Here is a 26,184-nt window from a genome sequence, read left to right as displayed (position 1 = left end):
AAAGTAGTATGAAAAAAAAGTTTGTAATAAATATTTCAACAAGTATGCCAATAACTGGTTTTTTATAATGAAAATAGCTGTTTTATAGCAAATTACTCTTATTGAGAATATAAAGTTTAAGATTAATTAAAAAGTGAGAATAGTTAATGTTTAATATAGAAGGTCATAAAAAAAAGTGCCATATAATCATGATGATGAGATATGGCACTTTTTAGATATAGATCAAATGAAAAACGCTATCTTGAGAGATAGCGTTTCTTATTTTTAGTTAGCAGTTTGTTTTTTTGTTATATTCATCATGATAGATAGTAAGATATATACTAGTATAATAATAGGTATAGCTAGATATAATAAAGTAACTAGTAGTACTAATGACAGTAACATAAATCCTATCTGAAGTTTATAAGCTCCTAGGTTATTAGGTTTTATTTTTAATGAGAACAATGGTAGTTCTGCATTCATGATGATAGCACTTAAGATACTAATGACTACTAATAAATAAGGATTACTTAATAATGAGATAATCTCTTCAGACTTGGTTGTAGAGATAATCATCGGAATACTTAAGATAAATAATGCATTACCAGGGGTAGGTAATCCAATAAACGAATCAGTTTGTCTAGTATCAATGTTGAATTTAGCTAATCTATACGCCGCTCCTAATGTGATGATAAATCCTAAGTATGGAACTACTCCCATATAGTAGGTCTCTGGTGTAAGGTTATAGATCTCTTGGTTTTCTTGAATATTAGCAAGCATCTTATAAACCACTAATCCTGGAACTACTCCACTAGTCACCATATCAGCTAGCGAGTCTAACTGTAATCCCATCTCACTTTTTACATTTAAGATACGCGCTACGAAGCCATCCCAATAGTCAAAAAAGATTCCAATACATACCCATAAGAAAGCCATGTGTATATTATCATCAAATGCATACACTAACGCAATTAATCCTGAAAGTAAGTTTAATAAAGTGATAGCATTAGGAATGTGTTTTTTCATAACTGAAATTTATTTGTTTATATAAACTCTATAAAGTTTACTTGTATTTATTGATACAAATGTATCATAAAGTTACTAAATTTTATAGTGTTTATAAGGATTACTTTAGATAATGCCGTTTATCTTTACAGATGTTTTTATTATTCTGTGTACTCTATTTAGGTAACTATACGTTTATTAGATATTTATTATCTTTGGTATATAGAGAATAAGGATACATTAGATAAATATAATTACAGGATAAAAGTAGTTATGATTAGTACTATACTTATAGTAGTACGAGACAGGTTTTAGTTGTGTTGAGTCCGTCATGAGTCCATCATGAGTCCATAGTGAGTCCGTTTTATAGACAGTTTTAACGGAGGCACCATGGTCATATCGTGTTGATATAATTTAGTTCTTGCGAAGAAGATAGAAAGAAGAGGAGAACATCTGTTGAAGAGATGTTCTTTTTTCGATAGTGCAGAGAGAGGTTATTTATAAATAGCATAGGATATATGTTTTTATTGTAAATCAGAGATTAGTAAAGTATTTTTGTAAGAGTCAAATAGAACGCTTAGTTATAAATCAAGAAGAATACATGATAAAAAAAATGACATATCTGCTTTTCTGCCTTTTTATGGTGCAGATGGCTTTCTCTAAAGAACGACCACTCTCTGATAGAGCAGAGATAAGTGTACTTACTTGTGGTACAGGAGATGAGTTGTATTCTCTATTTGGTCATACAGCGATACGTGTGAATGACCCTTTTGAAGGAATAGATAGAGTGTATAATTATGGTATGTTTGATTTTAGAACACCTAATTTTTATGGCAAGTTTGTGAAGGGAGACCTTTTATACTATGCAGATTATTCTACGTATAGAAACTTCATTGGGAGTTATGTATATGATAATAGAGCGGTGTATGAACAAGCATTAGACTTGACTCCAACTCAGAAAGAAGAGATATGGCAAAAACTGAACGAATCATTAGAAGAAGAGAATAAGTTTTATATCTATAAGTTTATAGATCAGAACTGTACTACTAAGGTGGTGGATATTATTAATAGTAGTATCTCTACACCTGTAAAAGTAGATGTGGAAGGAAACACTGCTACTTATAGAACTATCTTAAACTCGTATCTGAATAAGAGATATTTCGAGATGCTTGGGATTAATTTAATATTTGGTTCTAAGGTAGATGCTCATTCTACTTTATTGTTTCTACCAGATAAGTTTATGCAAGGATTAGCAGAAACTAAAGTCAACGGAAAACCTTTGGTTCCTGAGACAGTCACTGTTTTTAAGCCAGAAGTACCTGTAGAAAAATCAGGTATAAGCGTAAACTCTATGTGGTTCTTTAGTCTTGTCGTTTTAGTACTAGCAGGGCTAATGACTCAGAGAGGCGCTAGAAGTGTGTATTTTGTCATCTTGGGGCTTTTAGGTATTTTCTTTTTTGCAGTTGGTTTTTACTCTCTACATGGCGAACTGTTAAGTAATAATACAGTGCTACTGTGTAGTCCTATATTCTTAATCTTACCTTTTATAAGAAAGAATGTCAAGATAGCTAAGTTACTTCAGTTGTTAACTTTAGTTTGCGTAGTTTTGTATATCGTATTGAATATTACTAGCGATAAGCTATTAGTGACCTTGCCATTAGTATTGTTGACCCTTGTGAGTTTGGCTATAGAGATGCGTATCGCTAAGAAGTATAACAAGTAGACCTAATCAGAAAAAATAATATAAAGATATGTTCGGATTATTTAAATCTAAACCAGAGCTTAAAACATTAATTCCAAATAATTATGTAGATATTCACTCTCATTTAATGTTTGGTATTGATGATGGAGCACAGACTAAAGAGGATACAAAGACTATTATAGAGTCTATGAAAGCGATGGGCTTTGACCAAGCGATTACCACTCCACATACTACACCGCTAGTATGGGATAATACAAAAGAAAGAATATTATCTAAATATGATGAGGTATTAGAGGTACTACCTACAGAGGCGGAGTCTCTTCAGCTGAGAGTAGCATCTGAGTATATGATGGATGAGAGCTTCTTGCAACGCATTCATTCAGAGAAGCTATTGACATTAAAAGATAACTATGTATTAGTAGAAATGTCTTATATCAACCCACCTATACAGTTAATGGATATTCTATTTCATTTAAAATCGAATGGGTATGAGATTATCTTAGCGCATCCAGAGCGTTATAACTTCTATCACAAGAATACAGAGATGTATAAGAAGCTTAAAAAATCTGGGTGTAAGTTTCAGATGAACTTATTGTCTACTACAGGATATTATGGAGGACATGTATTAGAGGCTGCAAACTATCTGTTGAACAATGATATGATAGACTTCGTAGGATCTGATATCCACCATACAAAACATATCAAAGGCTTTGATGCTAAAATACAGATTAAAGAAGTGAAGAACTTCCAGAAAGCAATAGCTAATAATATCTTCTTTAAGAAATAAAGAATTGCTGATTGTATAAAATAAGAAAGGGATCGCGTGAGCAATCCCTTTTGTTTTTCTGTCTATTTTCTGATTAGTTGTTTACAACTTCACCTTTAATGCGTAGTGCTACTACACCGTTAGTATAGTTCACAGCATTAGATTCTACAGTGATCGTTCTACTGATTTTACCAGGAGCCATATTATACTGTACGTCTATTTTACTTTTTTGACCTGGTAAAATTGGTTCTTCAGGTTTAGAAGGCACTGTACATCCACATGTAGATCTTACAGCTGTAATGATTAATGGCTCATCACCAACGTTAGTAAACTCAAAAGTTCTAACTCCATTATCTTTCCCTCTTACAACAGTACCGTAATCGATAGTATTGTTCTCTTCTTTAAACTCGATTTTTGGTCCCTTTTGTGCGAATGTTACTGCACTTGTCAAAACCAAAACTAATAATGCTAAAATGTTTTTCATTATTTTTCTATTTGTTGTTTTGTAAAATTAAAAACTTTAGGAATACTCGCAAATAAAAATAAACATTTAAAGTAATGTGTTATCTTTTGTAATTACATAGTAATCCATATTTTTGCATAATACAAAGGTACGTAAAAAGAAACAGTGCTTAGATTAAAATTTGATTAAAGTATTGTTATCTTTGGATGTGTCTTTAAAAAATGTTAAAAACAAGTAAAATTAATAAGTAAATGACAATTCCTGCACAATTTGACGCGAAGCAAGTAGAGCAAAAATGGTATCAGTACTGGATGGAGAACAATTTTTTCCACTCAACTCCTGACCACAGAGAGCCTTACACGATTGTAATCCCTCCACCGAACGTGACTGGGGTATTACACATGGGACATATGTTGAACAATACGATTCAAGATGTATTAATACGTCGTGCTCGTTTAAAAGGACTTAACGCTTGTTGGGTACCTGGAACGGATCACGCCTCTATCGCTACTGAAGCTAAAGTCGTCGCAAAATTGAGAGAGCAGGGTATCAATAAAAACGATTTAACACGCGAAGAGTTTATGGCACATGCGTGGGAGTGGAAAGAAGAGTACGGAGGAGTGATCCTTGAGCAACTTAAGAAATTAGGATGTTCTTGTGATTGGGATCGTACGAAGTTTACTATGGATCCAGAGATGTCTGAACAAGTGATAAAAGTATTTGTTGACCTATACAACAAAGGATTAATATACAGAGGATACCGTATGGTAAACTGGGATCCTGAAGCGAAGACTACTTTATCTGATGAGGAGGTAATCTATGAAGAGCGCCAAGGGAAATTATACCACTTAAAATACCAAATAGAAGGTTCTAATGAGCATTTAGTTATCGCGACTACACGTCCTGAGACTATCTTAGGAGACTCAGCTATTTGTATTAATCCTAATGATGAGCGTTATGCGCACTTAAAAGGAAAGAAGGCTATTGTACCTATCTGTAATAGAGTAGTGCCTATCATCTTTGATGAGTATGTGGATATGGAATTCGGAACAGGATGTCTTAAAGTGACTCCTGCTCACGATGTAAACGATAAAGACTTAGGCGAGAGACATAACTTAGAGATTATCGATATCTTTAATGCTGATGCGACACTTAACGAATTAGGTATGCACTATGCTGGTAAAGACCGCTTCGTAGTGCGTAAAGAGATAGAAGTGGAGTTAGAATCTATCGGAGCTTTAGATAAAGTAGAAAACTATGTAAATAATGTAGGTACTTCTGAGCGTACAAAAGCTGTTATCGAGCCAAGACTTTCTGACCAATGGTTCCTTAAGATGGAGCAATTGGCTAAGCCTGCACTTGATGCTGTTATGGAGACTGAAGATGTGAAGTTATATCCGAGTAGATATAATAATACTTACAAGAGCTGGTTAGAGAATATCCGCGATTGGAATATTTCTCGTCAGTTATGGTGGGGACAACAGATACCTGCTTATTACTATGGAGCTGGTAAAGAGGATTTCGTAGTAGCAGAGACTATTGAAGCAGCTGTTGAATTAGCAAAAGTAAAGTCTGGTAATGCAGCTTTAACCGCAGCTGATTTAAAACAAGATGAAGATGCTTTAGATACTTGGTTCTCTTCTTGGTTATGGCCAATGTCTGTATTTAATGGAATCACAGATCCAGAGAATGAAGAGTACAACTATTACTATCCAACAAATGACTTAGTGACTGGACCAGATATTATCTTCTTCTGGGTGGCACGTATGATTATGGCAGGATATGAGTATACTGGTAAGAAACCGTTTACGAATGTATATTTTACTGGTATTGTAAGAGATAAATTACGCCGTAAGATGTCTAAATCATTAGGTAATTCTCCTGATGCATTAGGATTAATAGACAAATTCGGTGCTGATGGTGTACGTGTTGGATTATTATTATCAGCCTCTGCGGGTAATGATATTATGTTTGATGAAGAATTATGTGCTCAAGGGAAAGCCTTTACTAATAAAGTGTGGAACGCATTCCGTCTAATCAAAGGATGGGAAGTATCTGAGACATTAGTACAACCTGAGTCTGCAAAAGTATCATTAGCATGGTATGAAGCGAAGTTACAAAGTGCTTTAGTAGAGATAGAAGATCACTTCTCTAAATACAGAATTTCGGATGCATTAATGGCAATCTATAAATTAGTATGGGATGACTTCTGTTCTTGGTTCTTAGAAATGATTAAACCTGGATACCAACAACCAATTGACAAAGCTACTTTTGACAAGACTATCGAGTTGTTAGAAGCTAATCTTAAGTTGTTACATCCATTTATGCCATTCTTATCAGAAGAGATTTGGCAGCATATTAATGAGCGTACAGCTGCTGATGCATTAGTAGTATCTGCATGGCCAGAGATGAAGTCATTCGATGAGAACTTGATTAAAGAGTTTGAATTCGCTACTGAAGTAATCGCTGGTATCCGTACTATCAGAAAAGATAAGAATATTTCGTTCAAAGAAACGATAGATTTAAAAGTAATCAACAACGAGAAAACATCTACATACTTCGACAGTATCATCTCTAAATTAGGTAACATAGTTGCTATAGAGTATGTAACAGAGCAAGTAAGTGGTGCACTATCTTACCGTGTGAAATCTAATGAGTACTTCATTCCTGTAACAGGAAGTGTGAACTTAGAGGAAGAAATCGCTAAGTTAGAAGAAGAGTTGAAATACTTAAAAGGATTCTTAAAATCTGTACAAGGTAAGCTATCGAACGAGAAGTTCGTAGGTGGTGCACCTGCTCAGGTTATCGAGAACGAAAGAAAGAAAGAAGCAGATGCTTTAGCTAAAATAGCAACTATCGAACACAGCTTAGCTGGATTAAAATAGTCTAGTATCTCTTAGATATAGAAGCCTCTAGTTAGTTCACTAATTAGAGGCTTTTTTTTATCTTCGTATGTATGAAAATAAATGTACACACTCATCATATTACAGGGCAGCAGGGGATAGTAGAAATCATCAATCAGTATCCTCTAACAGTGGATAATACTCTTCCTACTTATACTGTTGGGATACATCCATGGTATATCCATGAAGAACGTCTAGAGGAAGAGTTTGCCTTGTTAGAAGAGCAGTTACAACAGCCAAATTGTTTAGCGATAGGAGAGTGTGGATTAGATAAGAAGATCAATATTTCGTTAAATCTACAGATAGAAGTATTTAAGAGGCAATTACTACTTGCAGAAAAGTATAAAAAAGCAGTAATTTTGCACGTCGTTTCAGCTTATCAAGAAGTTATACAGATCAAGAAGGAGATGAGGATGACGGTTCCTCTTATAATACATGGTTTTAATAAAAAAGAACAGGTAGCAGAGAGTTTGTGGAAGAATGGGGTCTATTTGTCTTTTGGTAAACATCTTATTTATAACGAGACATTGAGGAATACCTTTTTGAAAGTACCAAGAGAGCAGTTGTTTTTAGAAACAGATGATGCTAAGGAGATAACCATAGAGGATGTATATACTGTAGCAAGTGCATTAGATACTAATATAGAAGCGATCATAGAACAGAATTATAAAACAGTTTTTAATAGATAACATCAGTCTTAGATTGATATAATAAGTAGAATAAATGGCAATTTGGCAAGAAAGAGCAGAATTACTTTTTAAGGAAGAAGGATTGCAAAAACTAAAAAATGCAAAAGTATTAGTCGTTGGATTAGGAGGAGTTGGATCATTTGCAGCAGAGTTTTTAGCTAGAGCAGGAGTAGGAAATATGACTATCGTAGATGGAGATACTGTGGATATTACGAATATCAATAGACAGTTGCCAGCTTTACATTCTACTATAGGTATGCCAAAAGTGAAAGTTGTAGGAGATAGACTGATGGATATCAATCCAGAGCTTAACTTGATTCGTATAGAAGAGTTTATTTCTCCTGAGCGTGCTCATGAGATTGTGACAGAGGACTTCGATTATGTATTAGATTGTATAGATAGCATTACACCTAAGATTAACCTTATTTTGGCAGCTAAGCGCAAGAAGGTAAAGGTAATCAGTGCGATGGGAGCAGGAGGAAAGATGATGGCAAATAAGATCGTTATTAAAGATATCAGTAAAACTGATGTATGTCCATTGGCAAAACAAATTAGAAAGCGCTTAAAGAAAGAAGGGATATCTTCTGGGGTAAAAGCAATATTCTCTACAGAGAAACCTGATGAGAGTAGCTTAAAGATGACAGATGGTAGTAACTTTAAAAAGTCATTCTTTGGGACGAATAGTTGGATGCCAGCCTTGTTTGGTTTGAACTCAGCAGAACATGTAGTAAGATATATCTTATCGAAATAATAAAGTAAAAAGGCTGTAAATCAATTAGATTTACAGCCTTTTTTAGTAAGGGAAGAATTGCTAGTATTTTGTTGTTGAACTGTTGTTTCCCTTATGGGGACTTATTATGAAATTTAGTAACCTATTGTGAACTGTGTGTTTTTAAACTGTTCATTCTCTACCTCATCCACTATAGCGACAGCTACATCCTCTACAGATATTCTGCTTCTACATTCGCTATCATAGACAGGTGTATTGCTACTTAGTCTAAAGTGTCCTGTTCGCTTTCCAGGATTTTGGGGATTCATTTCTATCGCAGGGCTAAAGTATGTCCAAATAAAACTATTTTCTTTACTTAATGTGTGTTCAAAATAGTCTCTTACAGCTGTAGCACCTGGTTTAATAAAATCTGGAAAATCTGCTGAGTCTACTAATTGTAATCCAGGTTTGATATACAGTGTACCTGCTCCACCAATGACAATTAAGCGCTTTACTTTAGCTTCTTTTACAGCATTGTGTATAGTCTGTATTCCTGTTGTGAAGTCCTCATATAGGTTGGGATTTGACCATCCTGCATTGAAAGCACTGATGACTACATCTGCACCTGTTATTATCTTTACGAGTTCTTTTTGATCTGTTATATCTAACGCTACTTTTTTTACTAAAGCGCTATTAGATATTGTTGAGGTATTTCTAGCGATTGCTGTAACGTTGTATTGACGTTGTATCAATTCGTTTAATATAGCACTACCTACATAACCAGACGCTCCTATCAAAACTATATTTTTCATACATTGTTATTTTTATAAGACAAAGGTACAGAGGAGTAATGGTTTAAAAATAGAAAGCCGACTTAATCTAGAAATTTCTTAATCTAGGTTAAGTCGGCTAATATTGTATAAAGGCTGTTTCTTGCTTAATAAGCAGGTATAACCTCAGCAACCATAAGACCTTGTAGTATAAATATCAAAAGTGATAGTCCCCATAAAAATACAAAAGCTAGTTTCTGTAAAATGGGCTGTTTAACTCCTGCTTGCTTTTGTGCTTTTTGTAGCATTAGCATCGGCATGATTAAAGCAAGAACTACTAAAGGGATAGACGCGTATCCTAGTGCTATTACGAATCCGTCAGGATAAAATACTGCAAATACTAATGGAGGAATAAATGTCAATAGCATTGCAGACATTGTATTCTTGATTAGTGGTTTGTTTTTCCCTAAATCTTGGATATAATCCTTTAAAGCCATAGCTACTCCCCAGAAAGAAGTAAGTAATGCCGCAGAAGCAAATAGTGTAAAAGAAATACCGATCATTTTTGAGTTGTGTACTTGTTTTACTGCTTTTAGTAATCCTTCCATTTTAGAGTTCTCTTGTAGGATAGTGGTAAAGGTATTACTATCTAAGTTTCCTAAGAATGTAAGTTCCCATACTAAGTATAATATAAGAGGAGTGATACTTCCGATTAAAAATACGAGCTTTAGTTGTTTGATATTTCCGTCTAAGTATTTTACCAATGTTGGAATGACTACATAGAACCCAAAGCTAGTAAAGATTACTGGAATAGTGGCTAATACAGGAATACTAGAAGTAGGTAAATGTTGTAAGTGAATCATTTCTACTTTAGGTAATAATAATGCCATTACAATACACAAGAAAATTAGCTTAGTTGTGAATACTATCTTATTACTGAAGTCAACGACACGTGTACCAAATGCTATGATACTACCAAATATTGCTGTAAATAGAAAAGCAGAAGTATGAGATGATATTTTTACTTGTAGCCAATTCTCTAAGTTAGTTCTAAATATTTCACCTCCTCCTGTGATATAGGCACTTACTAAGGCATACATCAGTATCAGCATACTTAGCGCTGTAGCAACAGCTCCTGAGTTACCTAGGTATTTTACTGTTAAGGTATTTAATCCATCTGTAGGAGGGTTGTATTTATATACATCCACCAGAAGTATAGCAGTATAATACATAGCAAACCAAATGCAGAACAAGATAAAGGCCATAAAGGTAAAGCCTACACTTGCTGATATAATGGGCATTGCTAACATTCCTGCTCCGATTGTCGTTCCTGCGACAATAAGAATACTTCCGATAATTTTTTGCATTTCTATTTATTTAAATTTATTTAATTCGTCGAATTTATTTTTTGTTTCATTAGTCTAAAATAGGGAGTACTCCCGCTGTCATTAAAACTTGTATTACTAAGATGCTTGTTCCAAAAGCAAAAATCAGGCTAAAAGCTATCTTTTGTAAAAAAGATATAGTCTCTTGTCTTTCTTTCTTGACTTTGATATACATCAGTACTGGAATAAACAAAGAGGTTATCACTACAGAGATAGCTGCATAGCTTAGTGCTATCACAAAACCTTTAGGATAGTAAAGTGCGAATAATAATGGAGGTATAAAAGTAATTAAGTAAATAATTACTTTATTTTTTCCAAAAGCCTTCTTTTTACTTAAATCTTTTACATAATCAAATAGTGCTAATGCTACTCCTAAGAAAGAAGTAAGGATAGCTGCTGCAAAGAAAATGTTTAGAGGAATATTCATCCACTTAGATTCAGATATACCATTTACAGCTATGATGACAGCTTCTAAGCCTTGTGTTTCTTTTATAATTGTGAAGAAGGTATTAGAGTCTATACTTCCTAAGATAGATAGTTGCCAAATGATATACACGATTAGAGGTAATAGACTACCATAGATAAACGCTTTTTTAAGTAGCTTAATATCACCGTCTAAATATTTTACCATACTCGGTACCACAATATGAAAACCAAATGAAGTAAAAATAACAGGAATAGAGGAGAAGAATAGCTTACTCTCTATAGGCAGCTGTAGAAGGTTATCTATTCTGACATAACCAACCATTACAATAATAACAATCAAGAGAAAGATTAGTTTGATAATAAATATCCACCTTGTAGCAATATCTACTATTCGAGCACCTAGACCAACTATACCACCAAATAATATTGTAAAGATAAAAGCAGTAACCTGTGGACTGATATCAGTCTCTAACCAGTTACTTAAGTTTAGTCTTAGAATATCACTTCCTCCTGCTATATAAGCACTAACTAAGGCATACATCAGTGTTAGCATACTTATCCCTGTAATGATAGAGCCTGCTTTACCTAAGTATTTATAAGTCATCGTACTCAACCCATCTTCAGGGTTATTGTCTTTATATGTTTCTACTAATAGAATAGCGGTATAACACATCGTTAACCATATCAAGATCATTACTATCGTAATGCCTGTAAATCCTACTCCAGACGAAATAATCGGCATGGCTAACATTCCACCTCCGATTGCTGTACCCGCTATAATAAGGGAACTACCTATAAGTTTACTATTCACTTTGAGTTTATGTTTTTAGTTTGATTGTTGTAAAAAAAATAAATATATGTTTTTATTATTTACTACAACACTCAAATATGTTTATTTGTATTAAAATATTTTGATTTTTTTTAAGCTAAAAAGTTGTTAAATAGAATCTGATTACGTAAAAACGACTTGATAACCAAACATTGTTTATCTTTGTTTATACACAAAATAAGAGAGTATGAGTACCCTAAATTTAGAGCAAGAATTAAAAGCTAAAAAGATTAATCCTACTGCAATGCGCTTATTGGTTCTAAAATTTTTGAAGCAACAAAAAGGTGCAGTATCACTTGCTGATATAGAGGCAAGCTTTGAACAATCTGATCGTGTAACGTTATATAGAACCGTAAAGACATTTGAGAGCAAAGGTTTGCTTCATAGTATTACGACTAATAATATTACACAGTATGCATTATGTGCTCAGGGGTGTGATGAAAAGAATCATCACGATACTCATCTACATTTTGTGTGTAATAATTGTAAAAAGACAATCTGTTTAACACAAGTATCTATACCTAAGATAGAAGTACCGGCTGGTTTTCAGCTAGATGATATAGACGTAGTAGCTAAAGGGGTGTGTAAGGAGTGCAAGCCCTAAAATCGACAATATCGATACTTAGAGATGATATGTGTAAGAATGGTAACAGCGTGAATTCTAGAGTTCTCAATAAACCAAGTGTGCGTGTTTAAACCACCGCATACTACACCTGCTAAATATAAGTTCGTCACATTTGTTTCCATAGTTTCTGTATTGTAAGTAGGAGTCTGATTAGCATCATTAGATATTGTAACTCCTAATTGTTTTAAAAAAGCAAAGTTAGGACGATATCCTGTAAGTGCAAGGACAAAGTCGTTTTTTATTATTATTTCTTTGTTATTTGTGTTGATTATAACCGTATTATCAGTTATTTCTTTAATATTGCTGTTGAACAGAGCAGTGATACTTCCTTCTTTAATTCTATTTTCAATATCAGGTTTTACCCAGTATTTCACATGAGAGCTAATTTCTTTATCTCTTACAACCATAGTGACATTTGCTCCTTTGCGATAGCATTCTAAGGCTGCATCTACTGAAGAGTTACTTGCACCGACCACCACTACATCCATACCGGCATAATAATGTGGATCTGTGTAGTAATGAGAAACTTTAGATAAGTCTTCACCTGGTACATTCAATGGATTAGGAATATCATAAAATCCAGTCGCTACGATAATGTCTTTAGCTGTATAATTATCTTTAGAAGTTTTGACATCGAATAATCCTTCAGAGTTTTTAGTCGTCTCTAAGACAGTTTCGAATAAGTTTATCGTTAGTTCATTCGTTGTTACTACTCTGCGGTAGTATTCTAAAGCCTCACTTCTACGAGGTTTATTCTCTTTACTAATAAAAGGGATCTTGTCTAGCTCTAATAGTTCTGACGAAGAGAAGAACTGCATATTGACAGGATAGTGATATAAAGAATTAACTAGACATCCTTTCTCTATGATTAGATAAGAAAGTCCGTTCTTCTTAGCTTCTAGTCCACAGGCGATACCTATAGGACCACCTCCTATAATTATAATGTCAAAATGCTTCATTGTATCTATTTTCTATTCGCAAAAACCAAAGTTACGGCTTTATTCTTATTCCTCTTTTGAAAAGGAGGTAAAAAAATAAGAGCTACTCGTAAGAGTAGCCCTTATAGGATATATTGTGAATGAAATTATTCAGTTACTTTATCAGCTACTAAATGAATTCCTATTTCCATATCTTTACTAATAGCCCAGTCAGCAGGGTTAAGAGCAGCACCTGAATCTTTATCAGTAGTACCGAATACTAATCCCCATTCTGTACGGTCAGCTACGAATGCGGCATCCATAACTGCTTTACCATTCTCTACAGTTACTTTAGCAGGGAAAGTGATGTTTACAGTTTTTCCTAAGATAGTTAAGTTTCCACTTACTACTTTATTAGCTCCTTCTATTTTGCTAGTGTGTTTAGCTGCGTCGAAATCTTCTACATTAGTGATTTTGAAATCAACAGTAGGGTTAGCCTCTACGTTAAAGAAGTCAGCACTTTTTAAGTGTCCTTCTAAATCACCTTTTTTAGTAGCGTCATTGTCAACAGAAGCAACATCTGCATTGATTGATGCCATATCGATAGTATAAGAACCTGCATTTAACCCACTTGCATCGATAGCGATATCACCTGCTTTTAAAGTTAAAGTTCCATAACGAGGATTAACTCCACCTTTATGTCCTACTTTCCAAGTAACGTTACTTTCAGTTAAGTTTACTGAATATTTGTCTCCTTGTTCTACAGCTACTTCTTGTTCTGTTGTAGTTGTTGCTTTATCCGCATTTTTGTTTCCACAAGATGCTAGAGTTAATGTAGCGATTACAGCTAACGATAATACAATTTTTTTCATTTTATATGCTAATTTGTTAATACAAATATACATGCTTAAATAAGAATAAGCAATCAGTCAGAAAAAAATGACTACTGATTTTGAGCTAAAAAGCTTTAAAAGTATAATAATTAACATTTTTTTGTACTTTTTGATGAAATTAAATGGCAAAATCTTCTTTTAAGTGGATAGATTACAAGATGAGTTACTTCTTTAAAATAGAGTAATAAAAAAATGGGGTGTTTATTAATAAACACCCCATTTAAAGATTTGCATTAAAATATATTACTATTCAGCAATTAATTTACCTTGCATTAAAGCGAAGTGAGCTGGGAATGTACATAAGAAATCGTATGTACCAGCTTCAGTGATAGTAAAAGTAATTGTTTCTGATTGACCTCCACCTAAAGTTTTAGTATGAACTAGTACTTTATCAGCATCTTTAGCTGAGATATAATCTGTATCAGCAGCTTGAGAAGAAGCTTCTGCAAAAGCAGCCATATCAGTACCTTGTTTTAATAGTACCCAGTTATGTCCCATAACAGCTTTGTCCATTTTTCCAGTATGTTTGAAAGTTAAAGTTACTTGTTCTCCTACAGGAACTTTAATTTCATTTTGGTCAAACTTCATATCATCTCCAGCGTTAAGAGAAATTTGTATCCCTGTTACTTCTTCTGGAGCAGCTGGTGTCTCAGCAGGAGTTTCTGTTGGAGTAGTTGTTGTATCTGCTTTTTTCTCACCACATGAGAATAACATTGTACTTGTTGCTAAAACAGCTAAAGCTAAGTTTAATTTTTTCATAATTATTTTATATAATATTATTTATTTATTGAGCGATTAAAAGCGCTCATTTTGAGTACTATAAAGGTACGATAAATAATATTATTGAAGTTTTTTTAATGTTTAAAATTTGTTAAAACTATTGCTGTTCTTTAAAAGATGCCAAAGTATTTAAGAAATTGTCTTTTTGCGCTTCTTTATTTTGTCCTGTAGTCCATGTAATGTATTGATAATTAGCTTTTTTACCATCTAATATTACTTGGATCATATACATCATATCTTTATCTTGAGACATCAGTAGTTCATATTTCTTTCCAGGTATTCCATTTATTCGGACATCCTCTTGTACTATTATCTCATAGTTTTCTCTTTTGTTATAACTAGCTAAAGATTGTGTAACGTATTCTTCGAAGTTCGCCGTCTTATTTTTGTCTTGATGTGTAGTGATTAAATACATTTGTTTAAACGTATTTCCATATTGGATATCAGCATCAGGATATAATTCTTGCATAGGTGCGAATGTACCAGGTACTTCTATTGTATAAAGGTCTAAGACTTTTACATCTTGTGTTGGGGCTACTTTTTGGTTACAGCTGATTAGTGTAAAGAATGCAGCGGCTACTAATGCGATTTTTGTTCTCATAGTCAAAATAAATAAGATTAATTAGATTTTTAAAGTTACTAAAAAGTATTCGTAGCGGATGTTATTATATGGTTATTTTTTAAGTTATTGTTTTAGGGCTACTCATAATTGTGTACCTTAGAAGGGTATTAACTTAAATATAAACAATATGGCAAAATCAGTTTTAATGTTAGCAGGGGACTTCGTAGAAGATTATGAAGTAATGGTTCCTTATCAAGCACTATTATCAGTTGGAGTACAAGTAGATGTGGTATGTCCTGGAAAGAAGAAGAATGAAGTGATTGCAACTGCTATACACGACTTTGTAGGATATCAAACTTATGCAGAATTAAGAGGTCATAATTTTGTGATTAATAAATCTTTTGATGAAGTGAATATAGCAGATTATGATGGACTGTATATCTGTGGTGGGCGTTCTTCAGAGTATATCCGTTTGAATAGTAAGGTGATTGATTTCGTGAAATACTTCTTTGAAAAGAATTTACCAGTAGCTGCTATCTGTCACGGTATTCAAGTATTAACTCCTGCAGGTGTATTAAATGGGAGAACACTAACTGCCTATCCAGCAGTAGGACCAGATATCACTTTAGCAGGTGGTCATTATAAAGAAGTAGGAGTAGATAAAGCTGTCGTAGACGGTAATTTAGTTACTTCTCCTGCATGGCCTGGGCACCCTGATATCCTTAGAGAATTCTATAAAATGTTAGGTGTAGTGATAGGGTAAGCTTGTCATTATAACTCATAGTTTGCGATGTTCTATAATAAGATTTGCTAAAACATTTCTTATTTTAGCATCGCAAATTTTTTTTAAATATGATTTCAGAAGCACAATTTCAAGCAGAATTAGATATAATTATTAAGAACGCTATACGTGAAGATGTAGGAGATGGAGACCATAGCTCATTAGCTTGTATTCCACCTACAGCTACAGGTAAGGCAAAACTATTAGTAAAGGAAGCAGGGTATATAGCAGGAGTAGAGTTTGCCCAAAGGGTATTGAAGTATGTAGACTCTACTCTAGAAGTAGAAGTGTGCATTCAGGATGGTGCTAAAGTAGAAGTAGGAGATATAGTATTATATATCTCAGGGGCTTCTCAGTCTATTTTAAAGGCTGAGCGATTAATGCTTAATGCGATGCAACGCATGAGTGCTATAGCTACCAAGACCCGCGTATTCGTAAACTTATTAGAAGGAACGGGAACTAAGATACTAGATACGCGTAAGACTACACCGGGTATACGTGCGATAGAGAAGTGGGCAGTAAAGATAGCAGGAGGAGAGAACCACCGTTTTGCTCTTTATGATATGATTATGTTGAAGGATAATCATATTGACTTCGCAGGTGGTATCAAAGAAGCGATTGAAAAGACAAATCAATATCTAAAAGACAATAATAAAGACCTAAAGATCATTGTAGAAGCTAGAAGTATCGATGAGGTGAAGCAAATTTTAGCTTGTGATAATGTTCACCGTATCTTATTGGATAATTTTGACTATGAGATGACGCGTGAGGCTGTAGCACTGATAGGTGACCAATGCCAAACAGAGTCATCAGGTAATATCGATGAGAGCACAGTTAGAGAGTATGCATTATGTGGCGTTAACTATGTTTCTTCAGGAGCATTAACACACTCAGTGTACAATATGGACTTAAGCCTTAAAGCAGTATTGTAGTAAAAGAGAAACATGGCAAAAACAATCAAGAAAATAGTATGTCCTCAGTGTGGGAGTAATCAGGTTGATGAGACTAAGAAAGACCACTATATCTGTAGAAGCTGTAATACACAGTTCTTTCTAGATAATGATGATATTACTATTAATCACAATTATAATACTGGTAAACTGAGTAATGAACAAGGAGTACAAATTGCCAAAAAAGCCATTATAGGCTTCTCTGTTGTTATCTTTATCTATTTCGGTTATCAGATCAGTAGGTTTGTATTTGCAGATTCTACACCACCTCCTGTTACTACAGTAGAGTCTAGTACTACCCCACCTCCTAAGCGAGATGTGAGATATGTCAATGCTAGTTATTCAGATGTTGCCTTAATGATCAACCCCAAAGGGAAGAATACTATCGTGTTTACAGGGTGGTTTAATGATATCTTTGCAGAGAAGGGCAAGGAAAATGAGGTGTACACGATCTTACTAGATGCGACTACAGGAGAGGAAATTAGTCGTACACTTCTAGAAGTCGATTTATCTATAAAAGGAGCAGGTACACATAGCAGTAGATTAGAGTATTATAGAGGAGCTAATGACGAGCTATTCCTTATTGTGAATAGCTACTATTTGTTTTTGTATAATCCTTCTCAGAAAGTATTTGAGAATGTGACAGAATCTTTCTTTGTTAAGTACCCTGAGTTTGCAGGTGGTGTAGCAGCGATAGAGTCTAGAACTTTTGATCAGTGTCTGACGGTTACGAATAATAAAGGAAAACAATATGCCTTATTTGCAGATATAGATGTTGTACTACCTATAGATAAAATCTCTGCTATATACGATAAGAAATTAACGGATCCAGTTAAGACTACATCCTATAAATTTACACGAATTGGTTTTGATTTTCCAGAAGAAGAAATACAACTGATACAATATGAACATTGGACTCAAAAAGGTTTTCCACAATACAATGTAAATTTTAGCTGGCGTAAAGATTACGGTAGATCAGGTATATTCACAGAAAAGTCTCCTTATAAGAAAGTTTTAGTGATGCCGTATACTAAATCTAAGGCGAAAATAGTTTCGATTAAAGACCTCACTCCTAATCATACTTATGTAGAGGGAGCACGTGTGCTAATTGGAGATGCAGAGTCTGTTATCATCGCTGTGAAAATGTCTGTATTGGAGAACGAGACCATAACACTACAGAAGATAAGCGGGGTAGATGGGAGTGTGTTATGGGCTAAAAAAACGGACTGGAAAGATATCCGCAGTATTGACGTAGAAGGAGATTATATATTAGTAAGGTTAGACAGTACTAATATTGTTTTAATAAATAAGGATGGAGAGATTATAATGACTTCAGACCTTTATGAACTAAAGACAGTAGGAAAAGAGATATAACTATGGGATTATTCAATATTTTTAAAAAACAGTTAGCTTCTGTTATAGAATGGAAGGATCAACCACAAGATGTCGTTTGGTATCAATTTCCGTCGCCGACAGATGAGATCAAGAATGCATCTAAGTTAATCGTAGCACCGAGTCAGGGATGCGTATTAGTATACGATGGAAAAGTAGAGGATATACTCCTAGAAGAAGGAACCTTTAGTCTGAGTACAGCTAATCATCCTTTTATTACGACATTGATTAATATTCGTCAGAATTTTGAAAGTGAGCATAAGTTAAAAGTGTTCTTCTTTAGACAATCTCAGATTATTAATCAGTCTTGGGGTACCCCTAGCGCGATTAAGTATGTAGATAAGCATTATGATATTCCGATAGAATTAGGAGTGAATGGGACATTCTCGTTTAAGATACAGGATATTAACTTTCTTTATAGAGAGGTTATTAGCAATGCGAATGTGTATACAGCGATGGACTTAAAAGATATCCTTATTCAACGCATTCCTCAGGCTATCACTACTTATCTATCAGGAGCCTCATTTGGCTATACTGAGATAGATGCACAGCTAGAAGTAATCTCTACCGAAATCAAGAATAAACTAAATGAAGAGTTTGCTGCTTTAGGGCTTGCATTGACCGATTTTAAAGTACTAGGAACAGTATTCGATACTAAGACCCAACAGCGTATTGCCACTGTGTCTAATATAACTTCTGATGTAAAAGCAGCAGAGGCAGCAGGCATGACGTATGCAGAGTTAGAGAAGCTAAAGGCTCTGAGAGATGCTGCTCGTAATGAAGGTGGGCTAGCAGGGGCAGGAGTACAGATGGGAGCAGGGCTAGAGTTAGGGAAGCAGCTAGGTATAGCCTCTAATCAAGTGCTGGAGCAGTCTGGAGATGATGAACTTCAAGTTTTAAAGAAATTAAATTTATTATTACAAGAAGGAATCATTACACAAGAAGATTACGATCAAAAAAAGAAAGAAATATTATCAAAACTATAGTGTATGAAGTATATTATCGGTTTTATAGTTTGTATCTTAGTACTAATAACAGCATTATATGTTATTTTAGGTTTTTGGGGAATTGAGATGTTTGATTCAGAACATTTAGTCAATACCTATAAGACCATTGGAATAGTAATAGTAGTAGCTTTATTTTTGATTCTGACGGTGAGCTTTTTCTTTAAGCGTGACCATAAAGGTTATGATACAACTAAGGGGAATATAGCACATCCTAAAAAATAGCATGATAAAAAGAAAAGAGATTAAATGTCGCAGGAAATAGAAGAAAGATTAGACAGAATACCTGTCATACGCACGATAGTCCGGACTTTAAAATGTATTCGTTTTAAGGTGTTAGAGGGGTATTCACTTTATGATTTAATAGAATTGTATGTCTTAGGGATTATAAAAGGAGCATTCTCTTATAGGGCAGGGTCTATTGCCTTCAGTTTCTTTATGGCTTTATTTCCGTTTGCACTTTTTATACTGAACTTGATTCCCTATATCCCGATAGATAATTTTCAGGTAGACTTTATGCACTTTATCGAGAGCTCTGTTCCTCCGAATACCTTTGGTGCGATAGAATCTATTCTAAGCGATATTATGAATAACAGTTATCGCTCTTTACTATCATCCGGATTCTTGTTATCTATATTCTTAATGACGAATGGGGTCTTTGCGATCATAGGTGGATTCGAGTCTTCGTATCACATTATTGTCTCTCGCAATCTGATTAGACAGTATCTTGTCGCATTAGTCTTATCTGTATGTCTAGCTGTACTAGTCATTTTCTCTGTTGCATTCTTTGTGACATTAGAGGTTGTGATGTATAAGTTTAACCTAGATTCTATGTTGATACAGTGGTCTAGAAGTATATTCTTATTGTTAGTAGTACTGATGACTACCTCTATATTATACAAGTTTGGAGCGAAACAAACGAAGCAGGTGTCGTTCATCTCTATAGGGTCTGTATTTACGACCATTCTCTACATTCTTACCTCTTACCTCTTTGGAGTATATGTATTGAGATTTGCCCGATATAATGAGTTGTATGGCTCTATTGGGACGTTGTTAGTAGTAATGTTCTACTTGTGGATTAACTGTATGATTCTATTGTTAGGTTTTGAATTAAATTTAGCTATAAGTAAATTAAAGTCAAAAAAATAGCTATATTTGGGTTATAACCTTAAAATTAAACGCTGAACTATGAGAAATTTTTTAACGACAATTGTGTTGGTATTAGCTGTGTCTTTATCAGCACATGCACAAAGTATAGTAGGTAAGTGGAAAACGATAGATGATAGTACAGGAAAAGAGAAGTCTATTGTTGAAATCTACGAGAAAGACGGTAAATATTACGGACAGGTAAAGAAACTTTTAAACCCATCTAAACCTAACCCAAAATGTGATAACTGTGAAGGAGATGAGAAGGGAAAACCTATCGAAGGGCTTGTTATCATTAAAGACCTACAGAAAAAAGGAAGTGAATATACAGGTGGTAAAATCACTGACCCAGAGAGTGGTAAACAGTATAAATGTACTGTAAAACTAAATGGAAAGGATAAGCTAGATGTAAGAGGATATATCGGATTATCTCTGATAGGTAGAACCCAGACATGGAAAAAAGCAGATTAAAGATAAGTGAAGTATTTCTAAAAGCTATTTTGTTATACTGAGACAGATTATTTAAAATATTTTTAAAAGATATAAAGGTCATTAACACTCGCTAATGACCTTTTCTTTTGGATAGAAGTCTTGTATGGTATATAATCGGGGAGAGGCGAGGGAGTGAAGCGTGTTATTATAGCTGTCTAATCAGGAGTAAGGATATTGTTATTCATAAACTCTATTTCTTCAACACCCCTACAACACTTCTTCAACATTGCTTCAACAAACAAGCCTTCTAGTAGAGCAATCTTGGGGTATTGTTGAAGAAGTATTGAAGGAAATCAGGTCATCGCTTATATACACTGCTGTTAGGAACTGTTGGGCAATTAGGATAGAAATGCTTGTTTTTTTATTTATATTATTGATTATTAGTGTTTTATATTGATTGTGCGATGTGAAAAGTTATGCCGTTTTTTATGAGGTATTTAGATGTTGTACCTTACAGATTAGAAATCTGAGAGAGTATATAACCTTGCGATAAATAAGAGCGAATATAGTACTGATAGGATAAGATAAAAATAAAGCGATTATCTTTGTAACTATTGATTTCTAAAAAATAGTACTATTAGTATGAATTACTTTGTTGAGGTTATTGTTCCATTAGCTTTAGATCCTACGTTTACTTATGCTGTAAGTGAGGCAGAATATGAGTTTATCCAAGTGGGGATGCGCGTAGCTGTTCCTTTTGGTCGTTCTAAAGTATATACGGCTGTGGTAATCGAAAAACACAATAGAGTACCTCAGTATTATGAGGCAAAAGAGATCAATGAAATTATAGATCTGACTCCTGTTGTCACTGAGAAACAGATCAGCTTATGGAAGTGGATAGCAGACTACTATATGTGTACGATAGGGGATGTGTATAAGAGTGCCATGCCATCACAGCTACTTTTAGAAAGTGAGACACTTATACAGTATAATCCAGATAGTACTATTAAAGCAGAAGAACTAGATGATGCAGAATATTTAATATATGAGGCACTTCAAGTACAGTCTATTCTTAAAGTAGAAGAGATTATAGCAGTACTGAATCGAAAGAAAGTCTTCCCTGTGATTAACTCTCTTCTAGAAAAGAAGATGATATTCTTACAAGAAGAGATGGTAGAGAAGTATAAGCCGAAACAGATTAGGTATGTCAAACTAGCGGAGCAATACTTGGCTGAGAATGGTTTGGCAGATTTGATGGAAATAGTCTCTCGTGCTGAAAAGCAAAGAGAGATGATCTTAAAATATTTTCAATTGCAGGCTGTACACAAAAAGCCGATTACAGTCAAACAGTTAGTAGAAGAATCAGAATCTACATCTGGAGTAGTCAAAGCGCTTATTGATAAAGGGATATTTGAAGATTATTACTTAAACCAAGATCGCATAATTTTCGGTGATGCAGTACAAGATACTATCGAGTTAAGTGATGAGCAGAGTAAGGCTCTTTGGGAGATCGGGCAGTCATTAGAGACGAAGGATGTAGTCTTACTACACGGTGTAACTGCTTCTGGTAAAACAGAAGTATATATCAAACTTATAGAGAAATATTTGGCAAATGAAGGTCAGGTATTATTTCTGTTGCCAGAGATTGGGCTTACAACACAGCTAGTGATGAGATTGACTAGTTATTTTGGAAACGAAGTAGCAGTGTATAATTCAAAGTATTCTCACAATGAACGATTAGAAGTCTGGGATCAGGTATTGAATAAGTCTGAAAAAGCAAAAGTGGTTATCGGTACAAGGTTATCTGTCTTCTTGCCTTTTCAGGATTTACAATTAATAGTCGTGGATGAAGAGCAAGAAGGGAATTATAAACAGCACGATCCAGCTCCTCGATATCACGGAAGGGATGCTGCTATCGTATTGGCAAAACAACACAATGCTAAAGTAGTCTTAGGATCTGCGACACCGAGCTTAGAAACGTATTACAACGCTACACAGGGCAAGTATGGTCTAGTGGAGTTAAAGAAGCGCTATACAAATGTAGTCTTGCCAGAGATTGTTTTGGTAGATGTAAAAGATAAATATAAACGAAAACAGATGACAGGGCATTTCTCAGATCAGTTGATTGATGAGATAAATATGGCGTTGTCGTTAGAGGAGCAGGTTATTCTGTTTCAGAACCGAAGAGGTTTTTCTCCTGTCGTAGAGTGTATGACTTGTGGCGCTGTACCAGAATGCCCTCACTGTGATGTGAGTTTGACCTATCACAAGTATAAAAATGAGTTGAGGTGTCACTATTGTGGTTTTACGCTACCGATGCCAAAACAGTGTTTTAGATGCCACAGTGTGGATCTGAATACAAAAGGATTTGGTACAGAACAAGTAGAGGAGGAATTAAAAGAGTTGTTTCCGAATAAGCGTATTGCGCGTATGGATCAAGATACAACTAGAGGGAAGTATGGCTTTGAGAAATTAGTAGAGTCCTTTCAAGCGAGACAAATAGATATTCTAGTAGGAACGCAAATGTTGGCGAAGGGATTTGATTTTGACAATGTGAATTTGGTCGGAATAATGAATGCGGACAACAGTCTGTATCACCCGGACTTTAGAGCGCATGAGCGAGCATATCAGATGATGACGCAGGTAGCAGGTAGGGCAGGAAGAAAGGATAAAAAGGGTAAAGTGATCATTCAGACGTTTAATCCGTATCACAATATCATACAGCAAGTGACTCATTATGATTATATGGGAATGTATAAAGAGCAGATGTATGAGCGATATAACTTTAAGTATCCTCCTTTCTATAGATTAGTTAAGCTGACACTAAGACATAAAGAATTCGAGAAGTTAAAGGAGGCTTCATTTTGGTTGTATAACAACCTGAAGGAACAGCTAGGTGTACCTGTTTTAGGGCCAGAAGAGCCTGCGATTAATAGGATACGCAATCAATATATACGAGTGATTTTAATTAAAATTCCTCAGAATGTACCTCTGATAAAGACAAAAGAGAATGTTCGAAAAATATTGAAGAGTTTTGAAGCGATAGGACAATATCGCTCTGTAAAGGTAGTTGCTAATGTAGACTTTTACTAATCATCTCTCTGTTAGATAGAATAAAAAAAATGTTATAAACAAGAAACATAGTATGGAATTAAAAATTGTAGTATCACAAGATTCATTTAATAGTCAAGAGGCTTATGATATCGTTTATTCAAATATCACGTTTATTAATTTGGTAAGAGAAGAAGGAGGGTTAATGGAAGAGACAATTCATCCTGATGCAATCCTAAGTTATTATCTAGATTATTATTTGGCTCAATATAAGAATGGAAACTTCTCTCAGATTGTTTGGAATACTCAGGCTGATTATGAGTTTTTTGCTATTATAGCTGATGGGTTAGAGAAAATAGGAGCTACACAAAACTTAGCTCTTTTAAAGAAGCAACTAGAAGTTTTAAATAATATTGACGAAACTGTATTAGAGGCATTCTGTGAGTCTGACTACTTCGGTACAAATCCTACAAGAGATCTGTTGAAGAATGATGACTTCTATAATCTAGAAGAAGATATCGTAGAGTTAAATGCGAAGTGGTTGAGAAATCATCCTGATTTAGAGGTGTTGTCTATAGAGGGAATGTATCAGAGAGCAGAGGCATTATTAGACAAGAAAATAGAAAGATAAATAAGAGGGAGTGAAAAAAACTTTATTAAAGATCGAATTAGTTTTGGATAGTATGTATAAAGTTGTATTTTTGCACCCAATTTTGTAACAAATAAAATTTAGTATTTATGAATCATTATGAAACTGTTTTCATCTTGAATCCCGTTTTATCTGAAACTCAGATAAAGGAAACAGTAGTGAAATTCGAAGAATTTCTTACTTCTAGAGGAGCTGAGATGGTAGCTAAAGAGGACTGGGGCTTAAAAAAATTAGCTTATGAAATCCAACACAAGAAAAGTGGTTTTTATCACTTATTCCAATTCACAGCACCTGCTGATATCATCATCAACTTAGAGACTGAATTCAGACGTGACGAAAGAGTTATGCGTTTCTTAACTGTAGCTTTAGACAAACACGCTGTATCTTGGGCTGAGAGAAGAAGAGAGAAATTAAAATCTAAAAAAGCTTAATTGTTATGTCAAGTATAGAGCAATCTGCAAAAGGAAAAAAAGACGGAGATATCAGATATTTAACGCCTTTAAACATTGAAACAAACAAAACTAAAAAGTATTGTCGTTTCAAAAAATCAGGAATCAAATACATCGACTATAAAGATGCTGATTTCTTATTAAAATTCGTTAACGAGCAAGGTAAAATTTTACCACGTCGTTTAACAGGAACTTCTTTAAAATACCAAAGAAAAGTATCTGTAGCGATCAAAAGAGCACGTCACTTAGCTTTAATGCCATACGTAGCTGACTTATTAAAATAATAACAAATCATAAAGTTGTTGGTTTTCATTCGTGAAACCTAACTTCTTATAAAAAGGACATCAACAATGGAAATTATCTTAAAACAAGACGTTCAAAAGTTAGGATTTAAAGATGACGTAGTAACTGTAAAACCAGGATACGGACGTAACTATTTAATCCCTCAAGGAATGGCTGTATTGGCTACTCCATCTGCTAAAAAAGTATTAGCTGAGAACTTAAGACAAAGAGCGCACAAAGAAGCTAAATTAATCGCTGATGCACAAGTTGTTGCAGAAGCTTTAAAAGCTTTAGAAATCAAGATTGCTGTTAAAGCTGGTGGTGAGAAATTATTCGGATCTGTAACTAATGCAGATATCGCTGAAGTTTTCGCTAAAAACGGTCAAACAGTTGATAAAAAATTCATCACTTCTGGAGTTATCAAACGTTTAGGTAAATATACTGCTAACGTTCGTTTACACCGTGATGTAATCGTTGAAGTTGATTACGAAGTAATCGCTGAGCAAGAATAGTCTTAAAAGATTATATATAGAAAAGGCCTTCCATTTGGGAGGCCTTTTTTTTTGCTATATAATTTAGCTAAATTATGTGTGAGAGGTTGGTTGATTACTAGTGTTTTTTTGTATCTTGGAAGTGTATAAAACT

General features: G+C 34.4%; 27 protein-coding genes. 18 read left to right on the top strand and 9 right to left on the bottom strand.

Going from position 1 to position 26,184, the window contains the following annotated elements; translation table 11 throughout:
- Nucleotides 1–264: 264 nt before the first annotated feature.
- Complete coding sequence (locus HX049_RS09870; RefSeq protein WP_286415640.1) at nucleotides 265–1,005, bottom strand: CDP-alcohol phosphatidyltransferase family protein; 741 nt, start codon at nucleotides 1,003–1,005, stop codon at nucleotides 265–267.
- A 592-nt stretch (nucleotides 1,006–1,597) separates the two neighbouring features.
- Between HX049_RS09870 and HX049_RS09865 the strand changes: the two genes are divergently transcribed.
- A complete protein-coding gene (locus tag HX049_RS09865; RefSeq protein ID WP_286415639.1) occupies nucleotides 1,598–2,707 on the top strand; it encodes an Lnb N-terminal periplasmic domain-containing protein in 1,110 nt (369 codons plus the stop codon).
- Between the two features lie 28 nt (nucleotides 2,708–2,735).
- Complete coding sequence (locus HX049_RS09860; RefSeq protein WP_286415638.1) at nucleotides 2,736–3,473, top strand: tyrosine-protein phosphatase; 738 nt, start codon at nucleotides 2,736–2,738, stop codon at nucleotides 3,471–3,473.
- Between the two features lie 73 nt (nucleotides 3,474–3,546).
- On the opposite strand, the gene HX049_RS09855 is transcribed toward HX049_RS09860, so the two are convergent.
- Nucleotides 3,547–3,936 (bottom strand): DUF1573 domain-containing protein, encoded by a 390-nt coding sequence (locus HX049_RS09855; RefSeq protein ID WP_286415637.1) that lies wholly within the window; start codon nucleotides 3,934–3,936, stop codon nucleotides 3,547–3,549.
- Between the two features lie 230 nt (nucleotides 3,937–4,166).
- On the opposite strand from HX049_RS09855, the gene HX049_RS09850 reads away from it, so the two are divergent.
- The 3 genes from HX049_RS09850 to HX049_RS09840 all read left to right on the top strand — a co-directional run bounded on the left by HX049_RS09850 (nucleotide 4,167) and on the right by HX049_RS09840 (nucleotide 8,258).
- Nucleotides 4,167–6,800 carry a valine--tRNA ligase gene (locus tag HX049_RS09850; RefSeq protein ID WP_286415636.1) on the top strand — a complete coding sequence of 878 codons (2,634 nt, stop codon included), beginning with the start codon at nucleotides 4,167–4,169 and terminating at the stop codon, nucleotides 6,798–6,800.
- Nucleotides 6,801–6,871: 71 nt separating this feature from the next.
- Entirely contained in the window at nucleotides 6,872–7,507 is a 636-nt protein-coding gene (locus tag HX049_RS09845) for a TatD family hydrolase (protein ID WP_286415635.1), read from the top strand.
- A 34-nt stretch (nucleotides 7,508–7,541) separates the two neighbouring features.
- Complete coding sequence (locus HX049_RS09840) at nucleotides 7,542–8,258, top strand: tRNA threonylcarbamoyladenosine dehydratase (RefSeq protein WP_286415634.1); 717 nt, start codon at nucleotides 7,542–7,544, stop codon at nucleotides 8,256–8,258.
- 113 nt (nucleotides 8,259–8,371) lie between these two features.
- On the opposite strand, the gene HX049_RS09835 is transcribed toward HX049_RS09840, so the two are convergent.
- The 3 genes from HX049_RS09835 to HX049_RS09825 all read right to left on the bottom strand — a co-directional run bounded on the left by HX049_RS09835 (nucleotide 8,372) and on the right by HX049_RS09825 (nucleotide 11,608).
- A complete protein-coding gene (locus tag HX049_RS09835) occupies nucleotides 8,372–9,028 on the bottom strand; it encodes an NAD(P)-dependent oxidoreductase (RefSeq protein ID WP_286415633.1) in 657 nt (218 codons plus the stop codon).
- A gap of 125 nt (nucleotides 9,029–9,153) precedes the next feature.
- Nucleotides 9,154–10,353 carry an aromatic amino acid transport family protein gene (locus HX049_RS09830; RefSeq protein ID WP_286415632.1) on the bottom strand — a complete coding sequence of 400 codons (1,200 nt, stop codon included), beginning with the start codon at nucleotides 10,351–10,353 and terminating at the stop codon, nucleotides 9,154–9,156.
- Nucleotides 10,354–10,402: 49 nt separating this feature from the next.
- Entirely contained in the window at nucleotides 10,403–11,608 is a 1,206-nt protein-coding gene (locus HX049_RS09825; RefSeq protein WP_286415631.1) for an aromatic amino acid transport family protein, read from the bottom strand.
- A gap of 205 nt (nucleotides 11,609–11,813) precedes the next feature.
- Between HX049_RS09825 and HX049_RS09820 the strand changes: the two genes are divergently transcribed.
- Nucleotides 11,814–12,230: a Fur family transcriptional regulator gene (locus HX049_RS09820; RefSeq protein WP_286415630.1), complete on the top strand. Its 417-nt coding sequence runs from the start codon at nucleotides 11,814–11,816 to the stop codon at nucleotides 12,228–12,230.
- Here HX049_RS09820 and HX049_RS09815 read toward each other — a convergent pair.
- The 4 genes from HX049_RS09815 to HX049_RS09800 form a co-directional block, all read right to left on the bottom strand.
- The gene (locus HX049_RS09815; RefSeq protein ID WP_286415629.1) at nucleotides 12,227–13,210 is read right to left on the bottom strand and encodes a YpdA family putative bacillithiol disulfide reductase; all 984 of its coding nucleotides are present in this window, start codon (nucleotides 13,208–13,210) and stop codon (nucleotides 12,227–12,229) included. The two genes, HX049_RS09820 and HX049_RS09815, sit on opposite strands and share 4 nt — an antisense overlap.
- Nucleotides 13,211–13,335: 125 nt before the next feature.
- Nucleotides 13,336–14,040, bottom strand: a complete 705-nt coding sequence (locus HX049_RS09810) for a YceI family protein (RefSeq protein ID WP_041893772.1) — start codon at nucleotides 14,038–14,040, stop codon at nucleotides 13,336–13,338.
- Between the two features lie 267 nt (nucleotides 14,041–14,307).
- The gene (gene azu, locus HX049_RS09805; protein ID WP_286415628.1) at nucleotides 14,308–14,820 is read right to left on the bottom strand and encodes an azurin; all 513 of its coding nucleotides are present in this window, start codon (nucleotides 14,818–14,820) and stop codon (nucleotides 14,308–14,310) included.
- Between the two features lie 118 nt (nucleotides 14,821–14,938).
- Complete coding sequence (locus tag HX049_RS09800; RefSeq protein ID WP_286415627.1) at nucleotides 14,939–15,442, bottom strand: hypothetical protein; 504 nt, start codon at nucleotides 15,440–15,442, stop codon at nucleotides 14,939–14,941.
- A gap of 148 nt (nucleotides 15,443–15,590) precedes the next feature.
- On the opposite strand from HX049_RS09800, the gene HX049_RS09795 reads away from it, so the two are divergent.
- From HX049_RS09795 to rplI, 12 genes are all read left to right on the top strand, one after another.
- Entirely contained in the window at nucleotides 15,591–16,166 is a 576-nt protein-coding gene (locus HX049_RS09795; protein WP_286415626.1) for a DJ-1/PfpI family protein, read from the top strand.
- A gap of 89 nt (nucleotides 16,167–16,255) precedes the next feature.
- The gene (nadC, locus tag HX049_RS09790) at nucleotides 16,256–17,116 is read left to right on the top strand and encodes a carboxylating nicotinate-nucleotide diphosphorylase (protein WP_286415625.1); all 861 of its coding nucleotides are present in this window, start codon (nucleotides 16,256–16,258) and stop codon (nucleotides 17,114–17,116) included.
- 12 nt (nucleotides 17,117–17,128) lie between these two features.
- On the top strand, nucleotides 17,129–18,508 hold the full coding sequence (locus HX049_RS09785; protein WP_286415624.1) for a hypothetical protein: 1,380 nt from the start codon (nucleotides 17,129–17,131) through the stop codon (nucleotides 18,506–18,508).
- A 2-nt stretch (nucleotides 18,509–18,510) separates the two neighbouring features.
- On the top strand, nucleotides 18,511–19,512 hold the full coding sequence (locus tag HX049_RS09780) for an SPFH domain-containing protein (protein WP_286415623.1): 1,002 nt from the start codon (nucleotides 18,511–18,513) through the stop codon (nucleotides 19,510–19,512).
- Nucleotides 19,513–19,515: 3 nt separating this feature from the next.
- Entirely contained in the window at nucleotides 19,516–19,755 is a 240-nt protein-coding gene (locus tag HX049_RS09775) for a hypothetical protein (protein ID WP_286415622.1), read from the top strand.
- A gap of 24 nt (nucleotides 19,756–19,779) precedes the next feature.
- Nucleotides 19,780–20,679 carry a YihY/virulence factor BrkB family protein gene (locus HX049_RS09770; RefSeq protein ID WP_286415621.1) on the top strand — a complete coding sequence of 300 codons (900 nt, stop codon included), beginning with the start codon at nucleotides 19,780–19,782 and terminating at the stop codon, nucleotides 20,677–20,679.
- 39 nt (nucleotides 20,680–20,718) lie between these two features.
- The gene (locus tag HX049_RS09765; RefSeq protein ID WP_006267052.1) at nucleotides 20,719–21,147 is read left to right on the top strand and encodes a DUF2147 domain-containing protein; all 429 of its coding nucleotides are present in this window, start codon (nucleotides 20,719–20,721) and stop codon (nucleotides 21,145–21,147) included.
- 603 nt (nucleotides 21,148–21,750) lie between these two features.
- On the top strand, nucleotides 21,751–24,201 hold the full coding sequence (gene priA / locus HX049_RS09760; protein WP_286415620.1) for a replication restart helicase PriA: 2,451 nt from the start codon (nucleotides 21,751–21,753) through the stop codon (nucleotides 24,199–24,201).
- 52 nt (nucleotides 24,202–24,253) lie between these two features.
- A complete protein-coding gene (locus HX049_RS09755) occupies nucleotides 24,254–24,790 on the top strand; it encodes a DMP19 family protein (protein ID WP_286415619.1) in 537 nt (178 codons plus the stop codon).
- 107 nt (nucleotides 24,791–24,897) lie between these two features.
- Nucleotides 24,898–25,239 (top strand): 30S ribosomal protein S6, encoded by a 342-nt coding sequence (gene rpsF, locus HX049_RS09750; RefSeq protein ID WP_006260234.1) that lies wholly within the window; start codon nucleotides 24,898–24,900, stop codon nucleotides 25,237–25,239.
- 5 nt (nucleotides 25,240–25,244) lie between these two features.
- Nucleotides 25,245–25,541 (top strand): 30S ribosomal protein S18, encoded by a 297-nt coding sequence (rpsR, locus tag HX049_RS09745; protein WP_006260233.1) that lies wholly within the window; start codon nucleotides 25,245–25,247, stop codon nucleotides 25,539–25,541.
- 66 nt (nucleotides 25,542–25,607) lie between these two features.
- Nucleotides 25,608–26,051: a 50S ribosomal protein L9 gene (gene rplI, locus HX049_RS09740; RefSeq protein WP_286415618.1), complete on the top strand. Its 444-nt coding sequence runs from the start codon at nucleotides 25,608–25,610 to the stop codon at nucleotides 26,049–26,051.
- The last annotated feature ends 133 nt before the right edge of the window (nucleotides 26,052–26,184 follow it).

The organism is Myroides odoratimimus, from assembly GCF_030326305.1.
Classification (GTDB): domain Bacteria; phylum Bacteroidota; class Bacteroidia; order Flavobacteriales; family Flavobacteriaceae; genus Flavobacterium; species Flavobacterium odoratimimum_A.
Note: the sequence above shows the minus strand (reverse complement) of the source record. Positions and strands in the feature narration are given on the sequence as shown.

Excerpts from the sequence above, each read along its gene's own strand:
- HX049_RS09870 (WP_286415640.1), bottom strand. The coding sequence starts at position 1,005 with ATGAAAAAACACATTCCTAATGCTATCACTTTATTAAACTTACTTTCA.
- HX049_RS09865 (WP_286415639.1), top strand. The coding sequence starts at position 1,598 with ATGACATATCTGCTTTTCTGCCTTTTTATGGTGCAGATGGCTTTCTCT.
- HX049_RS09860 (WP_286415638.1), top strand. The coding sequence starts at position 2,736 with ATGTTCGGATTATTTAAATCTAAACCAGAGCTTAAAACATTAATTCCA.
- HX049_RS09855 (WP_286415637.1), bottom strand. The coding sequence starts at position 3,936 with ATGAAAAACATTTTAGCATTATTAGTTTTGGTTTTGACAAGTGCAGTA.
- HX049_RS09850 (WP_286415636.1), top strand. The coding sequence starts at position 4,167 with ATGACAATTCCTGCACAATTTGACGCGAAGCAAGTAGAGCAAAAATGG.
- HX049_RS09845 (WP_286415635.1), top strand. The coding sequence starts at position 6,872 with ATGAAAATAAATGTACACACTCATCATATTACAGGGCAGCAGGGGATA.
- HX049_RS09840 (WP_286415634.1), top strand. The coding sequence starts at position 7,542 with ATGGCAATTTGGCAAGAAAGAGCAGAATTACTTTTTAAGGAAGAAGGA.
- HX049_RS09835 (WP_286415633.1), bottom strand. The coding sequence starts at position 9,028 with ATGAAAAATATAGTTTTGATAGGAGCGTCTGGTTATGTAGGTAGTGCT.
- HX049_RS09830 (WP_286415632.1), bottom strand. The coding sequence starts at position 10,353 with ATGCAAAAAATTATCGGAAGTATTCTTATTGTCGCAGGAACGACAATC.
- HX049_RS09820 (WP_286415630.1), top strand. The coding sequence starts at position 11,814 with ATGAGTACCCTAAATTTAGAGCAAGAATTAAAAGCTAAAAAGATTAAT.
- HX049_RS09815 (WP_286415629.1), bottom strand. The coding sequence starts at position 13,210 with ATGAAGCATTTTGACATTATAATTATAGGAGGTGGTCCTATAGGTATC.
- HX049_RS09810 (WP_041893772.1), bottom strand. The coding sequence starts at position 14,040 with ATGAAAAAAATTGTATTATCGTTAGCTGTAATCGCTACATTAACTCTA.
- azu (WP_286415628.1), bottom strand. The coding sequence starts at position 14,820 with ATGAAAAAATTAAACTTAGCTTTAGCTGTTTTAGCAACAAGTACAATG.
- HX049_RS09800 (WP_286415627.1), bottom strand. The coding sequence starts at position 15,442 with ATGAGAACAAAAATCGCATTAGTAGCCGCTGCATTCTTTACACTAATC.
- HX049_RS09795 (WP_286415626.1), top strand. The coding sequence starts at position 15,591 with ATGGCAAAATCAGTTTTAATGTTAGCAGGGGACTTCGTAGAAGATTAT.
- nadC (WP_286415625.1), top strand. The coding sequence starts at position 16,256 with ATGATTTCAGAAGCACAATTTCAAGCAGAATTAGATATAATTATTAAG.
- HX049_RS09785 (WP_286415624.1), top strand. The coding sequence starts at position 17,129 with ATGGCAAAAACAATCAAGAAAATAGTATGTCCTCAGTGTGGGAGTAAT.
- HX049_RS09780 (WP_286415623.1), top strand. The coding sequence starts at position 18,511 with ATGGGATTATTCAATATTTTTAAAAAACAGTTAGCTTCTGTTATAGAA.
- HX049_RS09775 (WP_286415622.1), top strand. The coding sequence starts at position 19,516 with ATGAAGTATATTATCGGTTTTATAGTTTGTATCTTAGTACTAATAACA.
- HX049_RS09770 (WP_286415621.1), top strand. The coding sequence starts at position 19,780 with ATGTCGCAGGAAATAGAAGAAAGATTAGACAGAATACCTGTCATACGC.
- HX049_RS09765 (WP_006267052.1), top strand. The coding sequence starts at position 20,719 with ATGAGAAATTTTTTAACGACAATTGTGTTGGTATTAGCTGTGTCTTTA.
- priA (WP_286415620.1), top strand. The coding sequence starts at position 21,751 with ATGAATTACTTTGTTGAGGTTATTGTTCCATTAGCTTTAGATCCTACG.
- HX049_RS09755 (WP_286415619.1), top strand. The coding sequence starts at position 24,254 with ATGGAATTAAAAATTGTAGTATCACAAGATTCATTTAATAGTCAAGAG.
- rpsF (WP_006260234.1), top strand. The coding sequence starts at position 24,898 with ATGAATCATTATGAAACTGTTTTCATCTTGAATCCCGTTTTATCTGAA.
- rpsR (WP_006260233.1), top strand. The coding sequence starts at position 25,245 with ATGTCAAGTATAGAGCAATCTGCAAAAGGAAAAAAAGACGGAGATATC.
- rplI (WP_286415618.1), top strand. The coding sequence starts at position 25,608 with ATGGAAATTATCTTAAAACAAGACGTTCAAAAGTTAGGATTTAAAGAT.